We start from the raw sequence: 23,929 nt of genomic DNA on the forward strand, positions 1-23,929 counted from the left end.
AATTGCTGAAATATGTCAAAATCTTTTTATAACTAATTACTCACGTCATTATTATTACCTTCCTCTGTCGGCGTTTCAGGACCTTGCATTTCCACACTCTCCTCCTCTCCACTCGGCATAATGGCAGGCACTGGCATGCCTCCACCTTGCCCGTAATAATCAGGAACATCTCCAGGAACAAATACCATACCGACAGGAACTGAATATTGTACGTGATCTTCTTCCGTCCCAAACGGTATGACAACACGCACATCCATATCAATCGCTACGCTAATGCGTAGCCACGTATTGTTAATCCCGACATTCTCAATCTGTTCTTCCATGTCTGCATGAATTTCTCCAATTACAGAAAAACTCACAGGTACACGAGGGCCTAAGTTTGCAAGTAGTGCATTTCCAGTCGCCATCCCTAACGGTATCGTATAAATTGCACCATCTTCTACATTTCCTACACCCGTATCTTCAAATTCTTCTTCCAACTCTCTAGGCATATCTCCTTGCGTAATGCCGCGCTGCACTTCTTGCAAGTAATCTTGAACGACCATTGTCGCATCGGAAAGAACGCGGTTGTAAACTTGTGCATTAAATGCGAGTGAAGAGATGTCTCCGTTTTCACTTCGTTCAATGAGAACAAGATCATCCATATCTTCTCCATCGGTCATCTCTTGAGATATTGCTTCTGTAACAGCGTGTTGCGCTATTCTTTTCGTCTCTACAACTGCGATGGACATGAGCGATGGCCGAATATGCTGGTCAACGAAATACAACCCATGGATGGTCATCACTAGAAAAATAGCAAGCGAGATCAGAAATACGTAACGAAACGGGAGTGGTCCGCCTCTTTTTGACTTTTGTGGTTTCACTATTTTTGAGCGTTTCAGTGCCATACAAAAACCCCTCCTGCAACCATGTATATGCAGAAGGGGACGGGTTCAAGCATGAAATTTTTCAGTTGCGCGTTTCACTTTTATTCGATTCATTCTTCTTGGATTTCCGCTCATAATTAAGCGCTTTTGATGAATGATTAACTCGTAAATTCGATATTCAAAAAATAAGAATCCGAGATGCTCAATGTGTGGCTCGCCGTTAGCTAAAACGATTTGAATGACTTCAGTTGCACTTGCAAACCCTTCGTCATTCACTTGCTTTACTTGGTCAACCGCCCGCTCAATCTCCCCATCATATGACGAAACTGGAACCGTTGATAATTGACCATTGTTCACGATACGAAGCTCTCCTACCTGCCTTGAAAACGTCTTCCAAGCAAGTAAGTGGCCTTCGTTTTTAGCTACTGGCTCAGCGTTTGACACCAGCTGAGACATGACCGATGTCTTAATGTTTTTCACATCAGAACGATCATAAATCTTGAAAGGAACAGAGTACGTATCATTAGGAACGTCTTGCAACCAAGCGAGTATCAATTTCCGGGCCGTTTCCCCTCCAGCCTCCCGGGTATGCCATACGTAAATCGGCACATGAGAAGGAATATCTTGAAGCTGCAGACGAAAACGATCATAAAGATTTAGCCGTTCGTATTCACTCTCCCTAGGATGAACACCAAATTTCTCTACAAGCCATTCGTGCCGATTTTCAATGCCCTTCCACGTTTCTAACTGTGCAACCGGACCGTACTGCAACTGGTCTGGAAACACTAGAACGGTTCGTTCACCTGCTAAGCCGATTTGTAATACGCCGGCATCTCCCTCACTTGTTGAAATGTGGACAGGGGAATCGGGCTTTGCCATCGTTTCGTGTTGTTGCAACATGCGGTTTAACTCACACACGATTTTGTGTACGTCACGAGGTGTAAGACTTGCCCCACCAGATGCCACTGTTGCCTGCCGATGATCGAATTGCTCCAACGATTGTCCTGCAACTCGCTCATACGCGTCCCAAGGAATCTCACGAGACGTTCCCTTATCTTCCATGAACTGAACAATTGTATAGTAAGAACTCGTATCTTTCGCTTCGAATACGTGCACATTGGAATCTGTGCCGTTTTTCATCATATATAGATAGGGGTAATTCATATGAAACTTCACGTGCGCATTCACTCCTCGTGTGTAAAGTGAAATCCTATCACGTCATCTTGTTCATTAAACGACACACTAACGAGTCGCTGCATATCTGTGACTTTTCCGTGAAAGTAAATGGTCTCAAATCCGTCTTCGAATTTCGTATTCACATAATCATATTGCAACACATTTCCATAACGCTCGTTCGCTGTTATCCACGCGTCTTCGATCAGTTCAGGAGAAATGTGCGCTTTTAAATCAACACTAATCTGCTCTGCTGCTTCTTTGAACTCACCTGACTGCATACGGTCAATAAACCTTTCAGCCTCTGAAAGATTGACACTGCCTTGCTCTTGGCAACCGGTCAGCAGTAAACTTGTCACAATGCCAATCAATACCCAATGTTTCATCGTTCTCCTCCGTTCATGAACCTTACACATTCATTTACGGTTCATAAACGGCTCACGTTTCAGCAGGAAAAATAATTTGATCAATTACCGTTTCTTTATCGAGCTCAATTTCCCAATGACTAGATGTTAAGAAAGTAACATGCGTACCTTCAAAATCAAACAGTCCATTCCATTGCCCCTCACTACGAATGGTTATTGAATCTTCAGACTCATTCATAACGATAACCGGACCCGCATCCCAATCGATGCCACCCACGCCAACATTGATCGCAGTTACATCTTCAAGTAACCGCCAGTCCATTGCCGCTTCCTTATCTTCTAGTGCATTCCAATCTGCTTCATTGAGACCTGGCCAACCGACCGATCCTGTAATCGTTCGCTGCACTTCGTCATCTGTATGACCTGAGGCGAGGTTGATGGAAAGCGCAATTTCCTCAGCTTGTAGTAGTGCATGATCGACACGATAATCCGCTTGGTCCTCTTGCATGTATGCTGACACTTGCATCAACATCGCTTCTACCTGCTCATACTCGAGTTCAGGCAAGGGTTCGGGGTACGGGTTATCCTCATGGTAATGGAGCTCGATTCCATACTCCTCTTCCAGCGGCGCTAGCTGTTGTTCGGCATCCGAACATGCGGCAACGAAGACAGCCAAAGTAATCAGATAAAGTCCATTCCATTTAGACATCGTCGTCCCCCTTTCATTCCCTAATGACATATTATCCTTTTCCCTCACCCTTTCCTCATAAAACCGCAAAAACTGCATCCATGAGATCAGGACGCAGTTTTGACGATGCCTTATTTTCGTTCATATTGTTTAAACGTATGAGCGTACCGATTTCGCTCATCAACCTGGCCTGCTTCTTCCCAAACAAGCTGCCAGTCTCCGTCTGTATACTCTGGGAAGTACCGATCCACATCAAACCGTTCTTCTATTTCAGTAATGTATAGCTTGTCCGCTCTTTCCATCGCCTGTTCATACACCGAGCTTCCTCCAAATATAAACACTTCGGAAACGCGTGCACAACGTTCAATGGCTTCATCTAACGAATGGACGACTTCCACACCATCAGGAGCGTAATCTGTTCGACTCGTAATGACGATGTTTCGCCGCTCTGGTAACGGCTTGCCAATGGATGCAAATGTTGAACGTCCCATGATGAGCGGATGGCCGGTTGTCACCTTTTTCAAGTAGCGAAAATCCGCTGGCAGATGCCAAGGCATCTCGTTATCTTTACCGATGCCTCGGTTCAAGTCGTGAGCGGCAATCATTGAAATCTTCATCCCCATCATCCTTATACCGCAATCGGCGCTCGAATCGCCGGGTGCGCTTCGTAATCTTTGAGCTTAATATCTTCAATGTCAAAATCAAACACCGAGCTTTCTAACGCTCGTGCTGACATTGTAAGTTCAGGCAAGGGGCACATATCCCTTTCAAGCTGTTCTTTCGCCTGCTCGATGTGATTGCTGTATAGATGAGCGTCACCAATCGTATGCACGAACTCACCAACATCCAACCCGCACTCTTTTGCGATTAAATGCGTAAGCAAAGCGTAACTCGCGATGTTAAACGGCACACCGAGAAAGATGTCTGCAGAGCGTTGGTACAACTGGCACGACAGCTTTCCATTTGCCACGTAAAACTGGAACATCGTATGACACGGCGGCAACGCCATCGTCGGTACATCTTCAGGATTCCACGCCGATACAATGAGTCGCCTTGAATCAGGATTCGTTTTAATCATACGGATTACATCAGCGATCTGATCGATCGTCTCACCGGCACTTGTTTTCCACGCTCGCCATTGTTTACCGTAAATGTCGCCGAGTTCTCCGTATTTTGTCGCAAACTGATCATCAGAGAGTACTTTTTGTTTGAAAGCTTCCATCTCTTGCTTGTACACATGTTGAAACTGCTCGTCTTTCGTTGCCCGCAGAGCGAAGTTAGTCATATCCGGGCCCGTGTAATCCTCGCTCTGTACGTAGCGCTCAAATGCCCATTCATTCCAAATGTTATTGTTGTGCTTCAATAAGTATTGAATGTTCGTCATTCCTTTTAGGAACCAAAGCAACTCACTTTTAATGAGTTTAAAAGGCAGCTTCTTTGTTGTGAGCATCGGAAATCCGTCACTCAAGTCGAAGCGCATTTGTCTACCAAATACTGAAAGCGTTCCGGTGCCTGTCCGATCAGACTTCTCATCTCCATGCGCCAATACGTCGCGGAGCAAATCCAAGTATTGTTGTTCACTCTGACTCATGTCAATTCTCTCCTCTTTACGCGCACCTACTCTTGGCAAGCAGGTGCGCCGTAAATCATTTCATTTTTAGCAACGCTTCTCTACCGGTCATTCCTTCATGAATGCCGAGTTTTTCCGCTGCGATTGTAATGGATTCTAATGGTGCATCTAAAAGTTGCTCAATGGAGCGAACGCCCACTGCACGCCCTGCAACGATCTCACGATCCGCAAGCTTTTCATTTAGAAGTCCAACATCAAGAGCTCCACACATGATATAGCCTACATCATTAGTAACTGCCATAAAGTTAGTTTTTGGAAGCTTCATAGACACTGCCTGAAACCATACACCGTCAATTTCAACGGGTCTCATTTCCATCATAACGATCCCACCTGTCACATTTAATCTCCATATTGTATGATCTTAGTCAAAGGTCGTTCGGGCCATGTTCATTGTTCATTCGTCTTTGATGTGAATGCCCACGCAATCACATCACGCAATAGTTCTGGCATAAAGTACTGTTTATTCGTGCTTGCTGCTACTTCTGGATAAAGTGTGCCAAACGTGAGCATGTCCGGAACCGCTACGTTGTATTCAAGCTCTGGCACAATCCGCTCACCTTGTTTCGTAATGTGTGTCACGTTGTATCCATTCACCTCATCAAACTCATACCCAACTTCCATACCAGCAAAAACCATAACACCTAACTGAATTCCTCGAAACCCATACCCTTTTAGCGGTAAGTGAATCATCCGCTCGGTAAATGATCGATGAACGGCTTCAATCAATTGCTGACCGCTTAGCGTTACGACCGCTGGATTAACCGGATGAGGGCAAATGTGGTGAAGATCTCTACGTGTAATTGATCCTTCCCTGAGAGAAGCGAGTAACAAGCCACTGTGCATCATCGCCATATCCACACCGCACCACTCACGCAAATGCTCAACAACGAAGGAGGAAAACGCAGACGGGTGTGTCCACGAAATCTCGAGCCGTTCATCTGACGTTCCAACCTCTTCGGCTAAGGTGTCTAAAGTTTCCGCTTGTAAGCGGGTATACGTCTGTAATGCTTTGTGAGAGTCTGCAGCCGATGCTGTAATCGGAATTAATGAGCCAGACGCACGGACGAGTTGCTTGTTCGAAAAGGAAAGCTCCACCTTGCCAACATCCGTACCGAGCTTACCGGTTTGTGTAATTAACGTACCCTTCATCGTTGGCGCAGGGTCGAGCCGATGATGCGTGTGTGCCCCGAGAATGACATCCACATCAAAGTCTTCCGCAATCTGTTCGTCCATAAAAAAACCGAGGTGAGAAAGTACGATAATCGTATCGGCTTGCTTTTGTAGCTTCGGTAATTCACGTTCTAGATTGGCTAGAGGATGTTCAATTGACCATCCGAGCTTTTCATAGAATGGATAAAATGCCGCCGTCAAACCGATAAACCCTAACCGCACTCCGTTATTTAACGTGTGAACTTGCGTTGGCTCCGCCCAGCTTGGTCGTTTGCCATCTTGGTCATACAGATTGCTCAAAATCACTTTGAACTTGGCTTGCTCGTACAATCGCTGCAAGCCTTCCTTTGAAAAGGTAATGCCTTCGTTGTTGCCGATCGTTGCATATTGGATTGGAGAATCGTTCAAAAGTTCGACGTTTCCCCTTCCCGACGTCGCTTCTGTCACCGGGTGCACTCGGTCGGCATGATCACCGAGATCAAAAAACAGTGCCTGCTCACGGTTAGAACTGTGGTACTGCTTTTGATGCTCTAAGTAGTGGACGATTTTTGGCCACTGGCTCAGGTGGCTATGCAAATCATTCGTATGATATAGATAGATGGTTTCCATCTGCTCACCGCTCTTCTTCAAAAAGGGACAGCTGTTTCGGGGCAAGCCCTTCGTAAGTTATTCCAGCCATGTCGAGAAACGTTCTGGCATTCCCCGCCGCATGACCTCCAGAATTGTTATTCCAAATCACGTACACATCGGTTGACGCCTCGTGCAGCTCTTCTACACGCGTCAGCCATTCTTGAATTTCTTTTTCGTTGTAATCATATAAGTATCGGACTTTGCGCCAGTCTTCACCAGCAGTTTCTTTTCGCCAGCCCGCTTTATTTCTTCCATGCAGTCTTACGAGGGTCTTTTCTTTATGCGTTGCTACCGGAACGATCGGAATCGAACCTTCCCCTGCTTGTGGCTCATCACAGACCGAATGAATGTAGTCATGTTCATGGAGAAAAGCCAATGTCTGTTCCCTAAATTGGTTCGAATACCAACTTTGGTGACGAAATTCAATCGCTACTGGAACATCCGAAAGCATCTCTCGTACATACCTGAGCTTCATTACATGTTCCTTCGTGCAATCAAACCATGGAGGAAACTGGCATAGAATCATCGCCAACTTGCCCGATTCAATGAGAGGGTTTAGTGAAGTGCGAAAAGCCTCAAACATTGTTAACTCATCTGGAAATGGCGGCTTTTCCATTAATTGGCCCGTCATTCCTGCATAAGCCTTCACGACGAAACGAAAATTATCGGGGGTATCACGGATCCACTTCTCCCAAACGGCTTCTGACTGCACCGCATAATACGTACTATCTACCTCTACCGTCGGAAAAAAACTGCTGTACGTTCCTAGCTTATCAGTGCCTCGGACTCCGTTCGTATACAAATCATAATGATCTCCCCAGCCTGTTAAACCTGTATAGATCATCCGGTATCCCTCGCATTCATTCAACTCTTTCTTTATGTTTATTTTATCATGTTTCGAGCTTCTACATCACCTATTCTAAACGAGTAGCCTCGGTGAATTTGTGAATGAAATATCTTCCTTATTCGTGTGAGAGTATGCAAATACGAAAGCATCTCCATCTCATATTGTAACAACGATAATCTATAAATCGAAGTTGTTTTTTAGCCATAATACTCGACAATAAAATGAGTTGCTTTGTCTGTTAATGACCTACAATATCCTCGCTACGTTATAGCCTTTATTATCTAATATTGTGGGGAGACTCGGTTCAAGAATCACATGAAAACAACCAACAAACAGAAAGTATCTCTTGTCTAGACCTGATCGTAGAACTTGATCAATCTTCTCTGCCATTTCTAGATTGCGTCGATCGTTGATCCCCTGAAAATATTCTTTATTAATTCCATCGTTCTCAAAATCGATTCGAGTATTTTTGAAAGATTGAATATCTCTATTTAACCAATTGTGAGCACTTTGCTCCGTTTCTTTTGGTAAATTACTGAAATTCCTTACTGTCCTTTCCAATGCTTGAATTTGTGTTTCTAAAGTAAAGCTGCTAAAAATTTCACTCTGTACACCTTCACTTTCAAGAGGTACGATTTCTTTACCCAATTTCTCTGCTCGATTCAACAGATACAGATCAACGCTTTTTTCTGAATCAACATTACTTTCTTTAGTAGCGAGGTCTACTAGTATTAAGTCCATTAACCAAGGCTGGAACATATGAAAATCTTTAATGTCCATATCGTACTTAAGCAACAATACAGATAATTCATGATATACACGTTTAGACAATACTTGGTCAAGTGTATTGCCGTCTTTAAACATGGCAAGCTTCATAAGCGTTTCTTGGTCCATAGATTTTTCATTCACGTTTATTTCTGGCATGACGATGTCCGCATTATCAAAAGCTTCTTCCACAATCGGGTCCAAAGGGTAGAAATCGTTCGTCCCTAAATGAATGGTTCCGAATAGAAACATATTTATTCCACCGTTGTTCACTTCCCATAAAAAACCACCCGTACCTTGCGCTGACCTTTGATGATCATTCGGCATAGTATTTCCTCCTAATGAATGAAATAGAAACGAACTGTCCATGCGTTTAAGTATCGCAGAGCATTACCATCATATCAGTTCTATATTATCGCTTTGCATCCTTCGAGATTAAATCATAGCCATAAGTCGAGTAAATAAACTCTTGCTTAGTATATATTGTTGTATATAATCGCGCCAGGCTGAGTAGAACGTCTACGAACGCGTCTCTTCACCTTTTCCTTGTTTGTTCAACAATCGCAATAGAAAAGTTTCAGAAAATCACTTGTTTTTGCTCGAAAGTAAAACCAGTCTCGTTACAAATTGTATAGAGCCAAAAAAACCAACGAAGCACAAAACGCTTCGTTGGTTCTCTAATCGTTATTAACCGATTGAACCTTCCATTTCGAAACGGATTAGGCGGTTCATTTCAACCGCATACTCCATTGGAAGTTCTTTCGTGAATGGCTCAATGAAGCCCATGACGATCATTTCTGTAGCTTCTTCTTCGTTCAATCCACGGCTCATCAAGTAGAAAAGTTGCTCTTCGGATACTTTTGAGACCGTTGCTTCGTGCTCAAGCATGATGTCATCGTTGTAAATCTCGTTGTAAGGAATCGTGTCAGACGTTGACTCGTTATCCATGATCAACGTGTCACACTCAATCTTCGACTTTGATCCTTGAGATTTACGTCCGAAGTGAGAGATTCCTCGGTAAGAAACTTTACCACCTTGTTTCGAAATCGACTTCGAAACAATCGTAGAAGAACAGTTTGGTGCTAGGTGATACGCTTTTGCACCCGCATCTTGGTGTTGGCCTTTACCTGCGATCGCGATGGAAAGGACATTTCCACGTGCACCTTCACCTGTCATGATAATGGAAGGATATTTCATCGTCAGTTTTGAACCGATGTTACCGTCAACCCATTCCATTGTTGCACCAGCGCCAGCTGTCGCACGCTTTGTAACGAGGTTGTAGATGTTTGGCGCCCAGTTTTGAATCGTCGTGTAACGGCAGTATGCATCTTTCTTCACGATGATCTCAACGACTGCACTGTGAAGTGAGTTCGTAGAATAAACAGGAGCTGTACAACCTTCGACATAGTGAACGGAGCTACCTTCATCAGCGATGATGAGCGTACGCTCAAATTGTCCCATGTTCTCAGAGTTAATACGGAAATACGCTTGAAGTGGTGACTCCGCTTTAACGCCTTTTGGCATGTAAATGAATGATCCACCAGACCAAACCGCAGAGTTCAACGCTGAAAACTTGTTGTCACTTGGCGGAATAACCGTCGCGAAATGCTCACGGAAAATATCTTCGTTTTCTTTCAAAGCAGTATCCGTATCCTTGAAAATAATTCCTTGTTCTTCAAGGTCTTCTTGCATATTATGATAAACCACTTCTGATTCGTACTGTGCTGACACACCAGCAAGGTACTTTTGCTCAGCTTCAGGAATACCAAGCTTATCAAACGTGTTCTTGATTTCTTCTGGCACTTCATCCCAAGACTTCTCTGAACGCTCAGATGGCTTTACGTAATACGTAATATCATCAAAATCGAGCTCAGAAAGGTCGCCGCCCCATTGTGGCATTGGCATCTTGTAGAATTGCTCCAATGATTTCAGACGGAAATCAAGCATCCACTCCGGTTCCTCTTTAATTTGCGAGATTTCCCGGACAACGTTTTCAGTTAGACCACGTTCAGAACGAAAGATTGACACGTCTTTGTCATGGAACCCATATTGGTATTCACCAATCTCAGGCATTTTCTTAGCCATTTAAATGACCTCCTTATAATGTCATCACTCTAGGAGTGATGGCTTCTATGCATCCAAGCCTTTCTCCATTGCTTTCCATGCAAGCGTTGCACATTTGATTCGTGCCGGGAACTTCGTGACGCCTTGGAGAGCTTCGATGTCTCCAAGATCAAATTTCTCGTCGTCATACTCTTTCCCTTGAACCATTTCCGAGAAGATGTTCGATAATTCAAGGGCTTCATCAATCCGTTTCCCCTTTACCGCATCCGTCATCATTGATGCTGAAGAGAGGCTGATGGAGCAGCCTTCTCCGGTGAATTTCGCATCTTTCACTTCGTCGCCTTCAACTTGTAGATGGAGTTGAATCCGATCACCACATGACGGATTGTTCATGTTCACAGTCAGTGTATCATCTTCAGGGAGCTCCCCGCGATTACGCGGGTTTTTGTAATGGTCCATAATTACTTGTCGATATAGCGTATCTAGATTACTCTGCATAGACATCTCCAAAGTACTCCTTTGCGGTTACAAGCGCATCGACAAATGCATCTACATCGCTTTCGGTATTATACAAATAAAAACTGGCTCGTGCGGTTGCTGTGCATTCCAGCCAATTCATTAACGGTCTCGCGCAATGATGTCCAGCACGGACGGCCACACCTTGCGAGTCCAGTACAGTAGCGACATCGTGCGGGTGTACGCCTTTTATATTAAATGTGAGGATGCCTGCACGTTCGTCTGCTGGAGGCCCGTATACGTCAACATCTTCATGTTCTCGCAGCCGCTCCATCGCATACCGAACGAGCATTTTTTCGTGAGCTTCAACGTTGTGTAGACCTAGCTCCTCTAAATAATCAATGGCTGCCGCCAAACCAATTGCTCCAGCAATAATCGGCGTTCCACCTTCGAATTTATAAGGAAGCTCTTTCCACGTTGATTCGTAGAGCCCGACTTCGTCAATCATCTCTCCGCCAAACTCAAACGGCTCCATCTCTTCTAGCAATTCTTTCTTGCCGTAAAGAGCACCGATGCCTGTAGGTCCGCACATCTTATGTGCAGAAAATGCAAAGAAATCACAGTTCAACTCTTGAACGTCTACTTTTTTGTGAGGCGCACTTTGTGCACCGTCTACAACCATAATCGCTCCATTTGCGTGTGCAATTTCACCGACTTCTTTTACCGGATTGATCGTTCCGAGTACGTTAGAAACATGCATCATGGAAACAATGCGTGTTCGCTCCGTAATCGTCGCTTCAACATCCGAAAGCGAGATCGTACCATCTGGCTGGAGTGGTATATATTTTAACACAGCTCCAGTCGCTTTTGCAGTTTGTTGCCACGGAATGATGTTACTGTGATGTTCCATTGGAGTGAGTACAATCTCATCCCCTTCGGAAAGATTCGCGCGTCCAAAGCTTGATGCAATCATATTCAAAGCGGTTGTCGTTCCTCTTGTGAAAATAATCTCCTCACGATGCTTCGCATTGATGAATGATTGGACGGTATCCCTTGCCCCTTCATATCCATCAGTTGCTCTCGAACCGAGCGTATGAACGCCACGATGGACGTTGGAATTGTAGCCTTTATAGTACGACTCCAACGCCTCAATGACGTGTACAGGTTTTTGTGAGGTGGCAGAATTGTCCAAGTAGACGAGCGGATGTCCATTGACTTCTTGGTGAAGGATCGGAAACTGCTCGCGCACCTTCTGAACATCGTACATTAGTATACTTTCCCTTCGATAACCTCTGTGAGTCTCGACTTCACAGATTCGATCGGCAATTCACCAACCACTGGCTCAAGGAAACCATGAATAATGAGACGCTCTGCTTCCACTTTAGACAACCCGCGGCTTTGCATATAGAACATTTGCATCGGATCAATCTTACCAACAGAGGCAGCGTGGCCTGCTGTTACATCGTCTTCATCAATCAAGAGAATTGGGTTCGCATCTCCTCTTGCTTTTGAAGAAAGCATCAATACACGCCCAGTCTGTTCACTGTGTGCTTTCGTTCCACCTTTTTCAATTTTGTTTATCCCGTTGAAAATGGCAGAAGAAGAGTCCTTCATAACACCGTGAGTCAAAATGTACCCTTCTGAATGCTTTCCATGACCGATCATGTTGCTTGTAAAGTTTTGGAGTTGTTCTCCTCGACCGACAACAACTGTTTTCGTATCACCGTATGAACCATCACCGAGCAAGTGAGTCGTATTATCAGAAATCGTGTTCCCTTCGTTCATTTGACCGAGGGCCCACTCAATTCGACCGTCTTTTTGAACGTGTGCACGACGCGTAATGTAGCTCGTAACACCACTCTCCAAGTTATCAACAGCCCCGAACTTCACTTCAGCACCTTGGCCAACGTACACTTCGGCAATAATGTTGGCTGCGGCTTCTTCTTTAGAGAAAGACACATAGTTCTCTACATAAGTGACGCGACTTTGGTCTTCAGCTACGATGATGACGTGGTTAAATAACCCTGTCTTCGTATCTTCTTGCCAGAAAATGCTTTGAAGAGGCACTTCCACTTCAACATTCTTAGGCACGTAGATGAATACACCACCGTTAACAAGCGCTGTATGGAGCGCCGTCAATTGGCTCTCTTCTGTCGGTACCGCTTCACCCATAAAGTACTTCTCAAGCAAATCACTATGCTCGACTGCTGCTGTTTTTAAATCAGTGAAAATGACACCTTGGTCTGCAAGTTCCTTCGCTGCTTGATGATAAACTGTTTCACCATCGCGTTGAATAAGCGCGCTCGTTACGCTGCTTTCTTCTCCTGCAAGACGCGTAATATCACTCGGTAAGTCACTGTACTCAGCAATGGCTCTTCCGCTCGCTTCAATTGTCTCAAACGTCGAGAAGTTCCATCTCGTTAACTTTGTTTTATCTGGATTTGGCATTGGTAATGATGCCGCTTGTGTGAGAGCTTCAAGTCGCTTCTCTGCCAACCAAGCTGGCTCATTCCGCTTCTCAGAAAAAGCTTTTACCGTTTCACGGTCAAATGCCCATTTCGTTTCAACAGCCATCTAGCTCCACCTCCGTCTCTTATGCTTCTTGCCCGACACGCTCGTCTTCGATGCCGAGTTCTTCTTTAATCCAGTCATAACCTTCTGCTTCAAGACGTTGTGCAAGGGAAGCATCCCCTGACTTAACGATACGTCCTTGCATCATTACGTGAACGTGATCTGGGGTGATGTAGTTCAAAAGGCGCTGATAGTGCGTGATGATCAAGCAACCGAAGCTTTCTCCACGAAGGTCGTTAATCCCTTTTGATACTACTTTAAGTGCGTCAATATCTAGACCCGAGTCAATCTCATCTAGGATCGCAATTTTTGGTTGAAGCATAAGCAATTGAAGAATTTCATTACGCTTCTTCTCTCCACCTGAGAAACCTTCGTTCAAGTAACGAGTAGAGAACGCCTCATTCATATCTAATGTTTCCATGTTTTTGTCCATTGTCTTAATGAACTTCATTAACGAAATTTCATCGCCTTCTTCACGATGAGCATTCATCGCTGTACGAAGGAAATCAGAAGTTGTAACGCCTGTTACTTCACTTGGGTATTGCATTGCAAGAAACATTCCTGCACGCGCACGCTCGTCCACTTCCATCTCAAGTACATCTTCGCCATCGAGGATGACTGACCCTTTCGTAATCTCATAGCTTGGGTGGCCCATAATTGCAGAGGCTAATGTTGATTTACCGGTACCGTTCGGTCCCATAATGGCGTGGATTTCACCACCAGAAATTTCTAGGTTAAAGCCTTTTACAATTTCTTTGCCTTCGATTTCAACGTGCAAATCTTTAATCGTCAACGTTGATGCTGTCATTTTCCTACCTCCATTTATTATAGCTACAGATCGTGTGTAGCGTATTCTCAATCTATTATCATTCTTATTTTATAACAAATTCAATCTTCCATCAAGGGGACGCACATTCAGCGCGGCGATTGAATGTTAACAAGAATTCTCCACTCATTATGACGTGTTGAGGACGAAGATTCAATCCTTCTCCCTTGATCACAAGAATAACCACGTGCATTCATGCCGTGGTTATTCGGAAGCTTCTTCTTTGTCTTGAGATTCAAATGTGTCCAGTGCATCTCTTATGAGCGTCGCTGCTTGGCTCATTGCAGGCGCAGGGCAAAATGCTGCTGCCACACTAACGGCCTCTAATATTTCGCTGTCGGTACAATTTTCATCAATACATGCTTTCGTATAAGATAAGATGCAATATTCATCCCGCAAGGCGACGCTAACGGCGAGTGCCATTAATTGCTTGTCTTTTACAGCCAGTTTTCCTTTAGTGAAACACGTATCTGTAAATGCTTGGTATTTCCTCATTAGCCGCGGCAGCTTTTGTGCGATGAATTGCGTTCCTTCTTCATAGTCAAGCATCGCATCTTCGACATATCCTTCTTCCTTCGGCACAGCATACCCTCCTTACCCGTCTATTATGCAAGAAAGGAGGGCAAACTATGCATAAATCTTCCAGTTATGGCTTTCGTATCAAACCTTGGTCTCTCGCAAGTCGTTTTGCGATCTTTGGTGCTTGCCAAATCGTCGGAAGCAGCAAGATCGATACCGGGACTGCGGTAACAACGATAAATGATTGAAGCGCATCAATACTACCTTCTCCAATAAAGATTAAGATGGCTGCTACTGTAGCCATAATCGCTGCCCAGAAAACACGCATCGGCTTTGGCGGGTTGCCTTCACCAGTCATGCTCATTGAAATGGAATACGTCATTGAGTCGGCTGTCGTAATGACAAACAAAATCGCCAATACTAAAAAGATAAACGGCATGACGACACTAAATGGCATTTGCCCTGCAACAGCGATGATCGCTGCAGGCAAACCACCTTCACCCAATGGCTGTGAGATAATGCCAGGTTGCTGTTGTTCATAATAGATGCCAGAGCCACCCACAACCGTAAACCAGAAGTTCGTGATGAGAGGAGAAATGACTGCCACCGCAAGAATAATCTCACGAATCGTTCTCCCTCTAGAGATACGTGCAATTAACATAATCATCATCGGGGCAAACCCAATGAACCATGCAAAGAAGAAGAGCATCCACGCACCGAGCCAATCATTGTCTCCTCGATACGTATGAAGTGTTATAAAATGATTCACATGATACCCGAATGAAGAAACAAACGTATCGATGATATAAGCGCCGGGTCCAAATATAAGGATAATCCCTGCAAGGATAAACACTAAAATAATGTTCCATTTACTTAACCATTGAATCCCTTTATGAACACCTGTAATGGCTGAAATCGTTACGATGAACAATAAAAAGCCAATAATGACTAGCTGGATACCGAAAATGTCAGGTAATCCAAATAAAGCGTTTAATCCGTAGCTTACTTGTAAACCTAATATTCCAATTGGACCAATGGTTCCAGCAGCCACAGCAATAATACAAAACGCGTCGATTACCGTTCCGAGTTTGTGCGTGGCAATTTTTTCACCAAAAAAGGGATACAACATTGACCTTGGCTTCATCGGCATTCCTTTATGATACACAGCATACATAAGGACAATTGCCCCCGTCGTACCGAGTGCAGCCCAAGCTGCCATCCCCCAGCTTACATAAGCTTGTGCCATCGCTGGAATAACGGCTTGTGGTGATCCTGGTTCAATCCCGTCGTGTACAGGGGGCACTTCCATGAAGTAATACATCGGTTCGGCAGCTGCCCAGAATACTCCACCTGCCCCTAGCAGTGAAATACATATGACAGATACCCATCGAAATGTGCTTAGCTCTTTTTCACTTTGTTCTCCTAAGCGTACATTCCCATATTTTGAAAATGCGAGGACGATTGAAACACCGAGCATGAGTAAAAGTAATACTTGCCAAAATGCACCGAAATAGTCAACGGACCAACCAAACAGCAAGTTAACAATGTCCCCGACAGCCTCCACATTAATGAAAGAAGCCAACACGAATAGGACAAGAGCCCCCCCACTCAGTACAAATACGGGCCAATCAATTTTCCCAACAAGCTTATCCATATATTTAATTATTCCTTCCTGCCCATCTCTTGGGGCGACAAACCATCGTGACGAAGTTGTGAACTAAATTAAACTTAAGCAACGAATTATAGCACACAATGATTCACGCGCAAATGCCAAATTTAGGGTCTTCTTTTCGCGAAAGGGCTTCCATTTGCACCTGTTCAACATTCCGCTGATATTTTTTTCTTTTCGGTGCAACTTAACACGAGAAGGAGGGATATCGGTGAGTGATTTATTGTCGACATCCGTAGAACTAAGCGTTGGTTTTCTTGCTCTTCTTATTATGACCAAACTTCTTGGAAAGACATCTCTAGCACAAGTAACACCCTTTGATTTTATCTCTGCTTTAATTCTCGGTGAACTGGTCGGAAATGCGATTTATGATGACGAAGTCCGTTTAGGGACAATTCTTTACTCTGTTGCTTTTTGGGGGCTTTTAGTCTTTCTTATTGAATTTTTGACACAGAAATTCAGAAAAACGAGAGGAATGCTTGAAGGAAATCCGTCCGTCGTCATCAGGAATGGGCGAATTGATCGAGAACAGATGAAAAAGAATAAAGTTGACCTCAACGAGCTACAAAACCTGCTCCGGCAACAATCGGTGTTTTCGATGCGAGAAGTCGCTTACGCCATTATTGAAACCGATGGCAGTGTAACTGTATTAAAAAAGTCACAATATGACCAACCGACGAACAAAGATTTGAATGTTCCTTCTAAAGCTGTGTACTTACCCATCACCCTCATTAGTGACGGTCAAATAGATGATGATAATCTTGAACAGGCAGGATTGAGTAGAGAGTGGTTACAACAACAGCTTCGGGAACGCAACATCTCCTCGCCAGAAGATGTGTTTTTCCTTGAATGGAAACTAGACGAAGGTGTGTACATTGACTTGATGGATAATGTAGGGACGAGCAACTAAGTAAATTGTTGAGTAGCAAAGAGGCTACCGTACTAAAATGACTTAGCCTAAGCGTGCAGGTCTGGTAACTGATGAAAGTAGACAGTTCCAATAAACTGAGCAACTTCATATGAAGTTGCTCTACTTTTTTTATAACCCTGACACTCAAGATGTCATGTATGATGACCTAAAGTGTACTGTATGGGGAGGCACCTATTTTGAAATTAGAACGATTACTCGGTATTACGACGGTGTTAATGACGAAAGGGCGCGTGACGGCAACAACGCTTGCCGACCGTTTTGAAGTTTCGATTAGAACAATATACCGGGATCTCGACCTCATCAATCAGTCTGGCATTCCGATCGTTTCTTTTCCTGGGACAGACGGCGGTTACGAAATTATGGATGGCTTTTATTTATCCAAACAGCATTTTTCATTAGAAGATATGAGAAGCGTTTACACTCTCCTGCAAAGTTTGGATGCATCACCTTTTCAAGCGATTTCCGAAAAGCTGGCATCTGTACAGCCATTGCTACTTACATCATCAGATAATCACTCCGTCATCTTTTCACTTAGTTCTTCTGAAGAAGAACGCACGTACATCCAAAAATGGACAGAAGCCATTCACCAAATGAAACAAGTCTCGTTTACGTATACGAGTGGAACTGGTGAGGTTACGACGCGTACAGTTGAACCGAGAAACCTACATTTTGATTACGGAACGTGGTACGCTGAAGCATTTTGTTTAACTCGCCAAGCTGATCGGTTGTTTCGACTTTCACGCATGAAATCACTCGTAGTTCTTCTGACGAGCTTCACGCCGAAACGTAAAAAAAGTGACCCTCATTCTATTGTTCCAACACCATTGCATCTACGCTTCTCGCGAGATGTTAAACAACGAGTGCTTGAGCAATTTCCTGAACAAACCGAAACATTTAATGACCAAATCTACGTTTATACAGAATATTATCATCCGACATATGCTTTATCGATTGTTCTTAGCTATGGATCAAATGTAGAAGTGATCTCCCCACTATCATTGCGAAAAGAAGTACTTCAAGAAATCAAGAAAATAACCGAAATCTACAATGAAGGAGACGAATGATGAATATTCTAGTTACAGGGGCTACTGGCACAGTAGGTCGACACGTAGTTCAGCAGCTGATAGATAAGGGGTTATCTGTTCGCGCAGTATCGAGAAATCCGAAAAACGCACAACTGCCCCACCGTGCAGAAGTAGTTTACGGGGATCTGATGCACCCGGAAACGATGCGTCAACCTCTTCACAACATCGATGCCATGTACTTGATTTTATCAAGCGATGTAGCGGGTGCCGATTTGGAAACCGATGCGCAGGTTATTACGCTTGCAGAGGAAGCAGGCGTTAAACACGTCTCGCTGCTCACTGTTTACGGAGATGGAGTGGTGGAGCAAGCGTTACGAAACAGCACGATGACTTCAACGTTTGTTCAACCCGTCGGATTTATGGCAAACTGCCTCGATGACTGGCAGGACATCATTCGTAAGGGTGAAGTGATTGAAGAGCTTGGCGGCCATATCAAGACAGCAATTATTCACGAAGGTGATATCGGAGCAGTGGTCGCAGAAACATTAGTAAATGAGGATCACTATGGACAATTTTACACACTCACAGGCCCTGAATTGAGATCAAAAAAAGAATGCGTCGATATGATTAGTCATGTGCTAGGAACATCGATTTCGTTTAAAGAGCTCTCTTTGGATGAAGCTAAGAAGCGCTGGAAAGACGCAGGGTATGACGATGAAAGCATCCAGTTTTTCGTGCAAATGGGCACTCAGCCACCTGAAATTGGTACCACCCTCTTACCAACCGTTGAAAAGGTTCTAAAACGACCGCCAAAAAGGTTCAGTCAATGGGTCAACGAAAATAAGAATCAATTTAGATAGACAGAAAGGGTGACAAGATGAGCAATATTGCAATTGAAGCAAAAGGTCTCGCGAAGAAATTTGGTGAGCAAAGGGCTGTTGATGGCATCGACCTTACGATACCAAAAGGAATGGTGTATGGATTCCTCGGTCCAAATGGCGCAGGGAAGACGACGACCATTCGCATGCTCGCTACGCTATTAAAACCAGACGGAGGAAGTGCAAAAGTTTTTGGTCACGACATTTCAAGCGAAACGAGTGCGGTTCGTTCAAGAATTAGTCTAACCGGACAATATGCCTCTTTAGACGAAGACTTGACCGGCAAGGAGAACCTTGTCATGATCTCGCGCCTGATGGGCTACTCAAAAAAGGAAGCGATAAACCGAGCCGACGAACTTCTTGTCGCCTTCCGTCTTGACGGCGCCGCCAAAAAACAAGTAAAGAACTACTCGGGCGGGATGCGAAGAAGAATGGACATCGCCGCTAGTATCGTCGTGACTCCCGACTTATTATTTCTTGATGAACCAACGACCGGACTTGACCCAGAAAGCCGCATCGAAGTGTGGGGAATTGTTCGTTCACTCGTCCGCGCAGGAACGACCGTATTGCTTACGACGCAATACCTAGAAGAAGCCGATCAATTAGCGGATCGAATTGCAGTCATTAATCAAGGAAAATTGATTGCAGAAGGCACGAGTGCAGAACTGAAAGCATCAATCGGACGAAACACTTTGCATGTTCAATTCGTTGATGAGAATGATTTATCTCGGGCAAAACAAATCATCGAAAGTAAATTAAACAATGTCGTTCAAATTATTGATGCTCATTCCCTCTCTATACAAGTCAATCAGCCTTCCAAGATTGCTGAAACATTTAGTGACCTCGCGAATGAACATATCCAAATGAGTAGCTTTTCTTTAGGTCAACCGAGTTTAGATGAAGTATTTCTTACGCTTACAGGTTCCAAAACACCAGATGAGGAGAAGATCAATGACGAAACAAATGAATGAAGAACGTCTTCATGATGCGATTGCTTCTGGGAAGCGCCCCCGTCGACCGAGTCCTTTATCTTCAACGCTCACCTTTGCATCACGTACACTTTTACGAATTAAGCATGTTCCGGAGCAAATGTTCGACGTAACGCTATTTCCGATTATCTTCTTACTCATGTTCACCTACTTGTTTGGCGGGGCAATCGCCGGTTCAACGACCGAGTATTTGCAATTTCTGTTGCCCGGTATTCTCGTCATGACTGTTGCTCAAATTACGATGTATACAGGTTTAGATCTAAATAATGATATTCGAAAAGGAATTTTTGACCGCTTCCGCACCTTGCCAATCTGGCTGCCATCCGCTTTGATTGGTGCGCTGCTCGTTGACGTTGTGAGATACTCATTAGCTTCTCTCATTATGATTGGTCTCGGTCTCATCTTAGGATTTCGACCGGAAGGGGGCGTATCCGGCGTCTTGGTTGCTCTCGTCCTCATCTTATTTTTCTCATTCAGCTTATCATGGCTATGGACAACGCTCGGTCTTATTATGCGCTCAGACAAATCGTTAATGATGGTCAGTATGATGATTCTGTTTCCACTAACATTTGTAAGTAATGTTTTCGTAGATCCAGACACGCTGCCAGGATGGCTTCAAGGTTTTGTAGAGGTAAACCCCATCTCCGTTTTAGCAAATGCCGTACGGAGTTGGATGCATGGAACTGGGACCTTTGAACAGATTGGCCTCGTTCTCCTGACATCGGCAATTTTCATCGTAATCTTCGCACCTTTAACGATGTATTTATACCGCAACAAAAAGTAAGAAAAACCTCAACAATATCAAAGAGGTATATTTTGGCGTTAACCCACATAATTGCTACTAGTGAGACAAGAAGCAACCACTGATCGAGCCAAAACAAGCACGGCTTAGATTCTATTGGCAGGCACCTTGCTATGCCTATACGCAACCTAAGGACGACACAACAAAACCCCTCCAAGCTGCCAAGCTTGGAGGGGTTTTCATTATTCAGCCGGAAGGACGGCACCTTCATACTGATCTTCAATAAATTGTTTCACATCATCAGATTGCAAAACGTCCACGAGTGTTTGAATGTTCTCGTCCTCTTGATTTTCAGCTTTCACAGCGATCACATTCACATACGGGTTATCTTCACCACTCTCGACGACAATGGAGTCATCGACAGGGTTTAGGTCGTTATCAATGGCGTAGTTAGAGTTAATGAACACGACGTCGCCCTCACCGACATCGAACGCTTGTGGAAGTAAAGCGGCTTCGTACGACGGATCAAAGTCAAAGTTATTCGGGTTTTCGTCAATATCATCAATCGTTGCATAGATTGGATCGATGCCATCAGCAATGGTAATTAAGCCTTCGGCTTCAAACAAACTTAATACGCGGCCGTGGTCAGCGACAGAGTCGCTCATAATAACATGTGCGTCTTCAGGAAGGTCTGCCAATGATCCGTACTCTTGGCTGTATCCCCCCATCGGTTCGATATGAACACCACCGACGTTCTCAAAATCGTATCCGTGTTCTTCAATTTGACTCTCTAAATACGGAATGTGTTGGAAGTAGTTGGCATCCAACTCGTCAAGGTCAAGGGCTTGGTTTGGCATTACATAGTCATTGAATGTCTGGATTTGTAATTCAATGCCTTCTTCTTCTAGTAGGTCTGTGGCGTATTCTAGGATTTCTGCATGAGGAACGTTTGATGCACCGACAACGAGTGACTGTGTTTCGCCATCTTGGGCTGCTTCATCATCGCCTTCATCCCCAGTTTCTTCCGTCTCTTCTGGTGCATCTCCTGCTGATTCGTCTGTTCCTTCTTCATCAGAAGTGCCACATGCCGTTAAGGCTAACGTTAACGATCCTGCTGCAATTGCGGTGTAAAACTTTTTCATCAAACTCTCCCCTATCTTTTATCTAATTTTCTAGTTAGAACGTCTCCAATACCTTGAAAGATGAAGACGATAACGAGTGTGATAATCGTTGCAATAAACGTTATTTCAGGGTTATTTCTTTGGAAACCATCTCGAAACGCAAGATCCCCTAAACCACCAGCACCGATCACTCCGGCCATCGCTGTATAACCAACAAGTGCGATGGATGTGACGGTAATCCCTGAGACGAGCGCTGGCATTGATTCTGGGAGTAACACTTTGAATATAATCTGGAACTGGTTACTGCCCATTGATCTTGCAGCTTCAATAACCCCTTTATCTACTTCACGCAAACCAATCTCAACGAGCCTTGCGTAAAAGGGAGCGGCTCCAATAATCAATGCCGGTAGTGCAGCTTGTGGCCCGAGCATCGTGTTGAGTACTGCAACCGTAAACGGTATGAGTAAGATAATTAAAATGATAAAAGGAATGGAACGAAACACATTGACAAACGCAGCGACAATCCAATTAATGATAGGGTTCGCCCATATCTGTTTCTTTGATGTCAAAAATAGCAATAAACCAAGGGCAATGCCGAGAATAAATGTAAAGAAAATAGCGATGACGCTCATGTAAACTGTTTCCCACGTGGCATCGAGCATATTATCCCAATTGACATTACTGAGGAATTCATCACCCATCATTCATCACCTCCGCCTGAACATGGTGCTTTTCAATATAGGCAAGTGCTTCTGTTACTGCGTCAGAGGTTCCTTCAAGGGAGATAAACAATGAACCATAACTCCCATCTTTCGTGCGTGCGATGTTCCCTTGTAAAATATTCACGTCAACGTTTACGTTGCGAATGAGATCAGACACAACAGGCTTCTCCGTTTCGTCACCTACAAAAGTCAACTTCACGACTGTACCTTTTTCATCGTGCAATTGATCCTCAATCACTTCTAATGAACCATCGGTTTCTGTAATTTGCTTCACGAACGCTTGAGTAATTTCTTTCTTAGGGTGTTTGAACACATCAAGCACTGCTCCTTGCTCGACGACTTCTCCATCTTCCATGACGGCAACTCGCCCACAAATCTTGTGAATGACGTGCATTTCATGAGTGATGAGCACAATCGTCAATCCTAGCTTCTGATTGATTTCATAAAGAAGCTCGAGAATCGAAGACGTCGTTTTTGGATCAAGTGCAGATGTCGCTTCATCGCATAGCAATACTTTTGGGTCATTCGCAAGTGCTCTAGCAATGCCAACGCGTTGCTTTTGTCCGCCACTCAGTTGCGAAGGGTATGCACCGCCTCGACCGTCCAAGCCGACAAGCGAAATGAGTTCGTCCACTCGTTCATTTCGTTTCTTTTTTGGTACACCGGCAATTTCTAGCGGGTACGCAATGTTTTCCCGAACCGTCCGCGACCAGAGGAGATTAAAGTGTTGAAAAATCATGCTAATCTCTTGCCTCGCCTTTCGTAGCGCACGTCCTTTTAAATTCAGCATGTCGTAATCGGCAATTTTCACCGTTCCCGATGAAGGCGCCTCTAAAAGGTTAAGAAGGCGTATAAGTGTACTTTTTCCAGCACCACTATAACCGATTATGCCAAAGATCTCTCCTGATTCTATCGTTAAGTTCACGTCTTTTACTGCATGAATGTGTGCCTCTTTCGTCACAAAAGACTTTGACACATTGTTCATTTGAATCAATTGATGCACCCCCTATCCATTCTATTCCAAGTATCCTTACCTATTCACTATATTTTAAGTTCGAAAAAAATAAACAAGCATACGTTTCGTTTGGATAAAACAAAAATAACCTTTTTGCTAGAAGATGAGCAGAAAGGTTAATCGTACGTTCCATCTCATCTCCCAAGGCATTTGCAACCTTGCAGGAATTGGCACCATTGCAATTGCTTGCCGGTTGCCGGGTTTCACAGGGCCAGTCCCTCCACCACTCCAGATAAGGATATTTAGTTGATGCTTGAATCTTAGCAC

The 23,929-nt window shown here is 44.2% G+C and carries 25 protein-coding genes and 1 riboswitch; of the genes, 5 read left to right on the forward strand and 20 right to left on the reverse strand.

The window, feature by feature from the left end; all coding sequences use genetic code 11:
* Positions 1 to 32: 32 nt before the first annotated feature.
* From yunB to ACE1TF_RS09280, 17 genes are all read right to left on the reverse strand, one after another.
* Positions 33 to 887 carry a sporulation protein YunB gene (gene yunB, locus ACE1TF_RS09200; RefSeq protein ID WP_052398910.1) on the reverse strand — a complete coding sequence of 285 codons (855 nt, stop codon included), beginning with the start codon at positions 885 to 887 and terminating at the stop codon, positions 33 to 35.
* A 45-nt stretch (positions 888 to 932) separates the two neighbouring features.
* On the reverse strand, positions 933 to 2,042 hold the full coding sequence (locus tag ACE1TF_RS09205; protein WP_375016115.1) for a DUF1835 domain-containing protein: 1,110 nt from the start codon (positions 2,040 to 2,042) through the stop codon (positions 933 to 935).
* Between the two features lie 8 nt (positions 2,043 to 2,050).
* Positions 2,051 to 2,425, reverse strand: a complete 375-nt coding sequence (locus tag ACE1TF_RS09210; RefSeq protein WP_375016117.1) for a DUF3887 domain-containing protein — start codon at positions 2,423 to 2,425, stop codon at positions 2,051 to 2,053.
* A gap of 52 nt (positions 2,426 to 2,477) precedes the next feature.
* Positions 2,478 to 3,113 (reverse strand): hypothetical protein, encoded by a 636-nt coding sequence (locus ACE1TF_RS09215; RefSeq protein WP_375016119.1) that lies wholly within the window; start codon positions 3,111 to 3,113, stop codon positions 2,478 to 2,480.
* Between the two features lie 110 nt (positions 3,114 to 3,223).
* Positions 3,224 to 3,709, reverse strand: a complete 486-nt coding sequence (locus tag ACE1TF_RS09220; protein WP_375016121.1) for a dihydrofolate reductase — start codon at positions 3,707 to 3,709, stop codon at positions 3,224 to 3,226.
* Positions 3,710 to 3,720: 11 nt separating this feature from the next.
* Positions 3,721 to 4,683 carry a thymidylate synthase gene (locus ACE1TF_RS09225; protein WP_375016123.1) on the reverse strand — a complete coding sequence of 321 codons (963 nt, stop codon included), beginning with the start codon at positions 4,681 to 4,683 and terminating at the stop codon, positions 3,721 to 3,723.
* A gap of 55 nt (positions 4,684 to 4,738) precedes the next feature.
* Positions 4,739 to 5,041 (reverse strand): YunC family protein, encoded by a 303-nt coding sequence (locus ACE1TF_RS09230; protein ID WP_042401315.1) that lies wholly within the window; start codon positions 5,039 to 5,041, stop codon positions 4,739 to 4,741.
* A 68-nt stretch (positions 5,042 to 5,109) separates the two neighbouring features.
* On the reverse strand, positions 5,110 to 6,501 hold the full coding sequence (locus ACE1TF_RS09235) for a bifunctional metallophosphatase/5'-nucleotidase (RefSeq protein ID WP_375016125.1): 1,392 nt from the start codon (positions 6,499 to 6,501) through the stop codon (positions 5,110 to 5,112).
* 4 nt (positions 6,502 to 6,505) lie between these two features.
* Entirely contained in the window at positions 6,506 to 7,366 is an 861-nt protein-coding gene (locus ACE1TF_RS09240; RefSeq protein WP_375016127.1) for a DUF72 domain-containing protein, read from the reverse strand.
* Between the two features lie 249 nt (positions 7,367 to 7,615).
* Positions 7,616 to 8,461, reverse strand: coding sequence for a TraB/GumN family protein (locus tag ACE1TF_RS09245; RefSeq protein ID WP_375016129.1), 846 nt, complete (start codon positions 8,459 to 8,461; stop codon positions 7,616 to 7,618).
* Positions 8,462 to 8,821: 360 nt separating this feature from the next.
* A complete protein-coding gene (gene sufB / locus ACE1TF_RS09250) occupies positions 8,822 to 10,219 on the reverse strand; it encodes a Fe-S cluster assembly protein SufB (protein ID WP_042401224.1) in 1,398 nt (465 codons plus the stop codon).
* 45 nt (positions 10,220 to 10,264) lie between these two features.
* Positions 10,265 to 10,696 (reverse strand): Fe-S cluster assembly sulfur transfer protein SufU, encoded by a 432-nt coding sequence (sufU, locus tag ACE1TF_RS09255; protein ID WP_081829279.1) that lies wholly within the window; start codon positions 10,694 to 10,696, stop codon positions 10,265 to 10,267.
* Positions 10,686 to 11,921, reverse strand: coding sequence for a cysteine desulfurase (locus tag ACE1TF_RS09260; protein WP_375016132.1), 1,236 nt, complete (start codon positions 11,919 to 11,921; stop codon positions 10,686 to 10,688). The genes sufU and ACE1TF_RS09260 overlap by 11 nt, the downstream gene beginning before the upstream one ends.
* On the reverse strand, positions 11,921 to 13,228 hold the full coding sequence (sufD, locus tag ACE1TF_RS09265; RefSeq protein WP_042401217.1) for a Fe-S cluster assembly protein SufD: 1,308 nt from the start codon (positions 13,226 to 13,228) through the stop codon (positions 11,921 to 11,923). Before sufD ends, ACE1TF_RS09260 begins: the two co-directional genes overlap by 1 nt.
* 19 nt (positions 13,229 to 13,247) lie before the next feature.
* Complete coding sequence (gene sufC, locus ACE1TF_RS09270; RefSeq protein WP_042401215.1) at positions 13,248 to 14,033, reverse strand: Fe-S cluster assembly ATPase SufC; 786 nt, start codon at positions 14,031 to 14,033, stop codon at positions 13,248 to 13,250.
* A 222-nt stretch (positions 14,034 to 14,255) separates the two neighbouring features.
* Positions 14,256 to 14,633, reverse strand: coding sequence for a carboxymuconolactone decarboxylase family protein (locus tag ACE1TF_RS09275; RefSeq protein ID WP_375016135.1), 378 nt, complete (start codon positions 14,631 to 14,633; stop codon positions 14,256 to 14,258).
* Between the two features lie 64 nt (positions 14,634 to 14,697).
* Complete coding sequence (locus ACE1TF_RS09280) at positions 14,698 to 16,224, reverse strand: BCCT family transporter (RefSeq protein WP_375016137.1); 1,527 nt, start codon at positions 16,222 to 16,224, stop codon at positions 14,698 to 14,700.
* Between the two features lie 226 nt (positions 16,225 to 16,450).
* Here ACE1TF_RS09280 and ACE1TF_RS09285 point away from each other — a divergent pair, with 226 nt between their 5' ends.
* From ACE1TF_RS09285 to ACE1TF_RS09305, 5 genes are all read left to right on the forward strand, one after another.
* On the forward strand, positions 16,451 to 17,149 hold the full coding sequence (locus ACE1TF_RS09285) for a YetF domain-containing protein (protein ID WP_375016139.1): 699 nt from the start codon (positions 16,451 to 16,453) through the stop codon (positions 17,147 to 17,149).
* A 197-nt stretch (positions 17,150 to 17,346) separates the two neighbouring features.
* Positions 17,347 to 18,234 (forward strand): helix-turn-helix transcriptional regulator, encoded by an 888-nt coding sequence (locus tag ACE1TF_RS09290; RefSeq protein WP_375016141.1) that lies wholly within the window; start codon positions 17,347 to 17,349, stop codon positions 18,232 to 18,234.
* Entirely contained in the window at positions 18,234 to 19,055 is an 822-nt protein-coding gene (locus tag ACE1TF_RS09295; protein ID WP_375016143.1) for an SDR family oxidoreductase, read from the forward strand. The genes ACE1TF_RS09290 and ACE1TF_RS09295 overlap by 1 nt, the downstream gene beginning before the upstream one ends.
* 17 nt (positions 19,056 to 19,072) lie before the next feature.
* Positions 19,073 to 20,044 (forward strand): ATP-binding cassette domain-containing protein, encoded by a 972-nt coding sequence (locus ACE1TF_RS09300; RefSeq protein WP_375016145.1) that lies wholly within the window; start codon positions 19,073 to 19,075, stop codon positions 20,042 to 20,044.
* Complete coding sequence (locus ACE1TF_RS09305) at positions 20,025 to 20,846, forward strand: ABC transporter permease (protein ID WP_375016147.1); 822 nt, start codon at positions 20,025 to 20,027, stop codon at positions 20,844 to 20,846. Before ACE1TF_RS09300 ends, ACE1TF_RS09305 begins: the two co-directional genes overlap by 20 nt.
* Positions 20,847 to 21,046: 200 nt before the next feature.
* Here the strand turns inward: ACE1TF_RS09305 and ACE1TF_RS09310 are convergent, their stop codons facing one another.
* From ACE1TF_RS09310 to ACE1TF_RS09320, 3 genes are read right to left on the reverse strand one after another with little or no spacing between them, the layout of a single operon-like run.
* Positions 21,047 to 21,946 (reverse strand): MetQ/NlpA family ABC transporter substrate-binding protein, encoded by a 900-nt coding sequence (locus tag ACE1TF_RS09310; protein WP_042401207.1) that lies wholly within the window; start codon positions 21,944 to 21,946, stop codon positions 21,047 to 21,049.
* 11 nt (positions 21,947 to 21,957) lie between these two features.
* On the reverse strand, positions 21,958 to 22,626 hold the full coding sequence (locus ACE1TF_RS09315) for a methionine ABC transporter permease (RefSeq protein ID WP_375016150.1): 669 nt from the start codon (positions 22,624 to 22,626) through the stop codon (positions 21,958 to 21,960).
* Positions 22,619 to 23,641, reverse strand: coding sequence for a methionine ABC transporter ATP-binding protein (locus ACE1TF_RS09320; RefSeq protein WP_375016152.1), 1,023 nt, complete (start codon positions 23,639 to 23,641; stop codon positions 22,619 to 22,621). Before ACE1TF_RS09320 ends, ACE1TF_RS09315 begins: the two co-directional genes overlap by 8 nt.
* Positions 23,642 to 23,793: 152 nt before the next feature.
* Positions 23,794 to 23,901: riboswitch (SAM riboswitch) on the reverse strand.
* Positions 23,902 to 23,929: the final 28 nt, after the last annotated feature.

Origin of the sequence: Geomicrobium sp. JSM 1781026 (genome assembly GCF_041949955.1) — a bacterium.
Classification (GTDB): Bacteria; Bacillota; Bacilli; order Bacillales; family Marinococcaceae; genus Geomicrobium_A.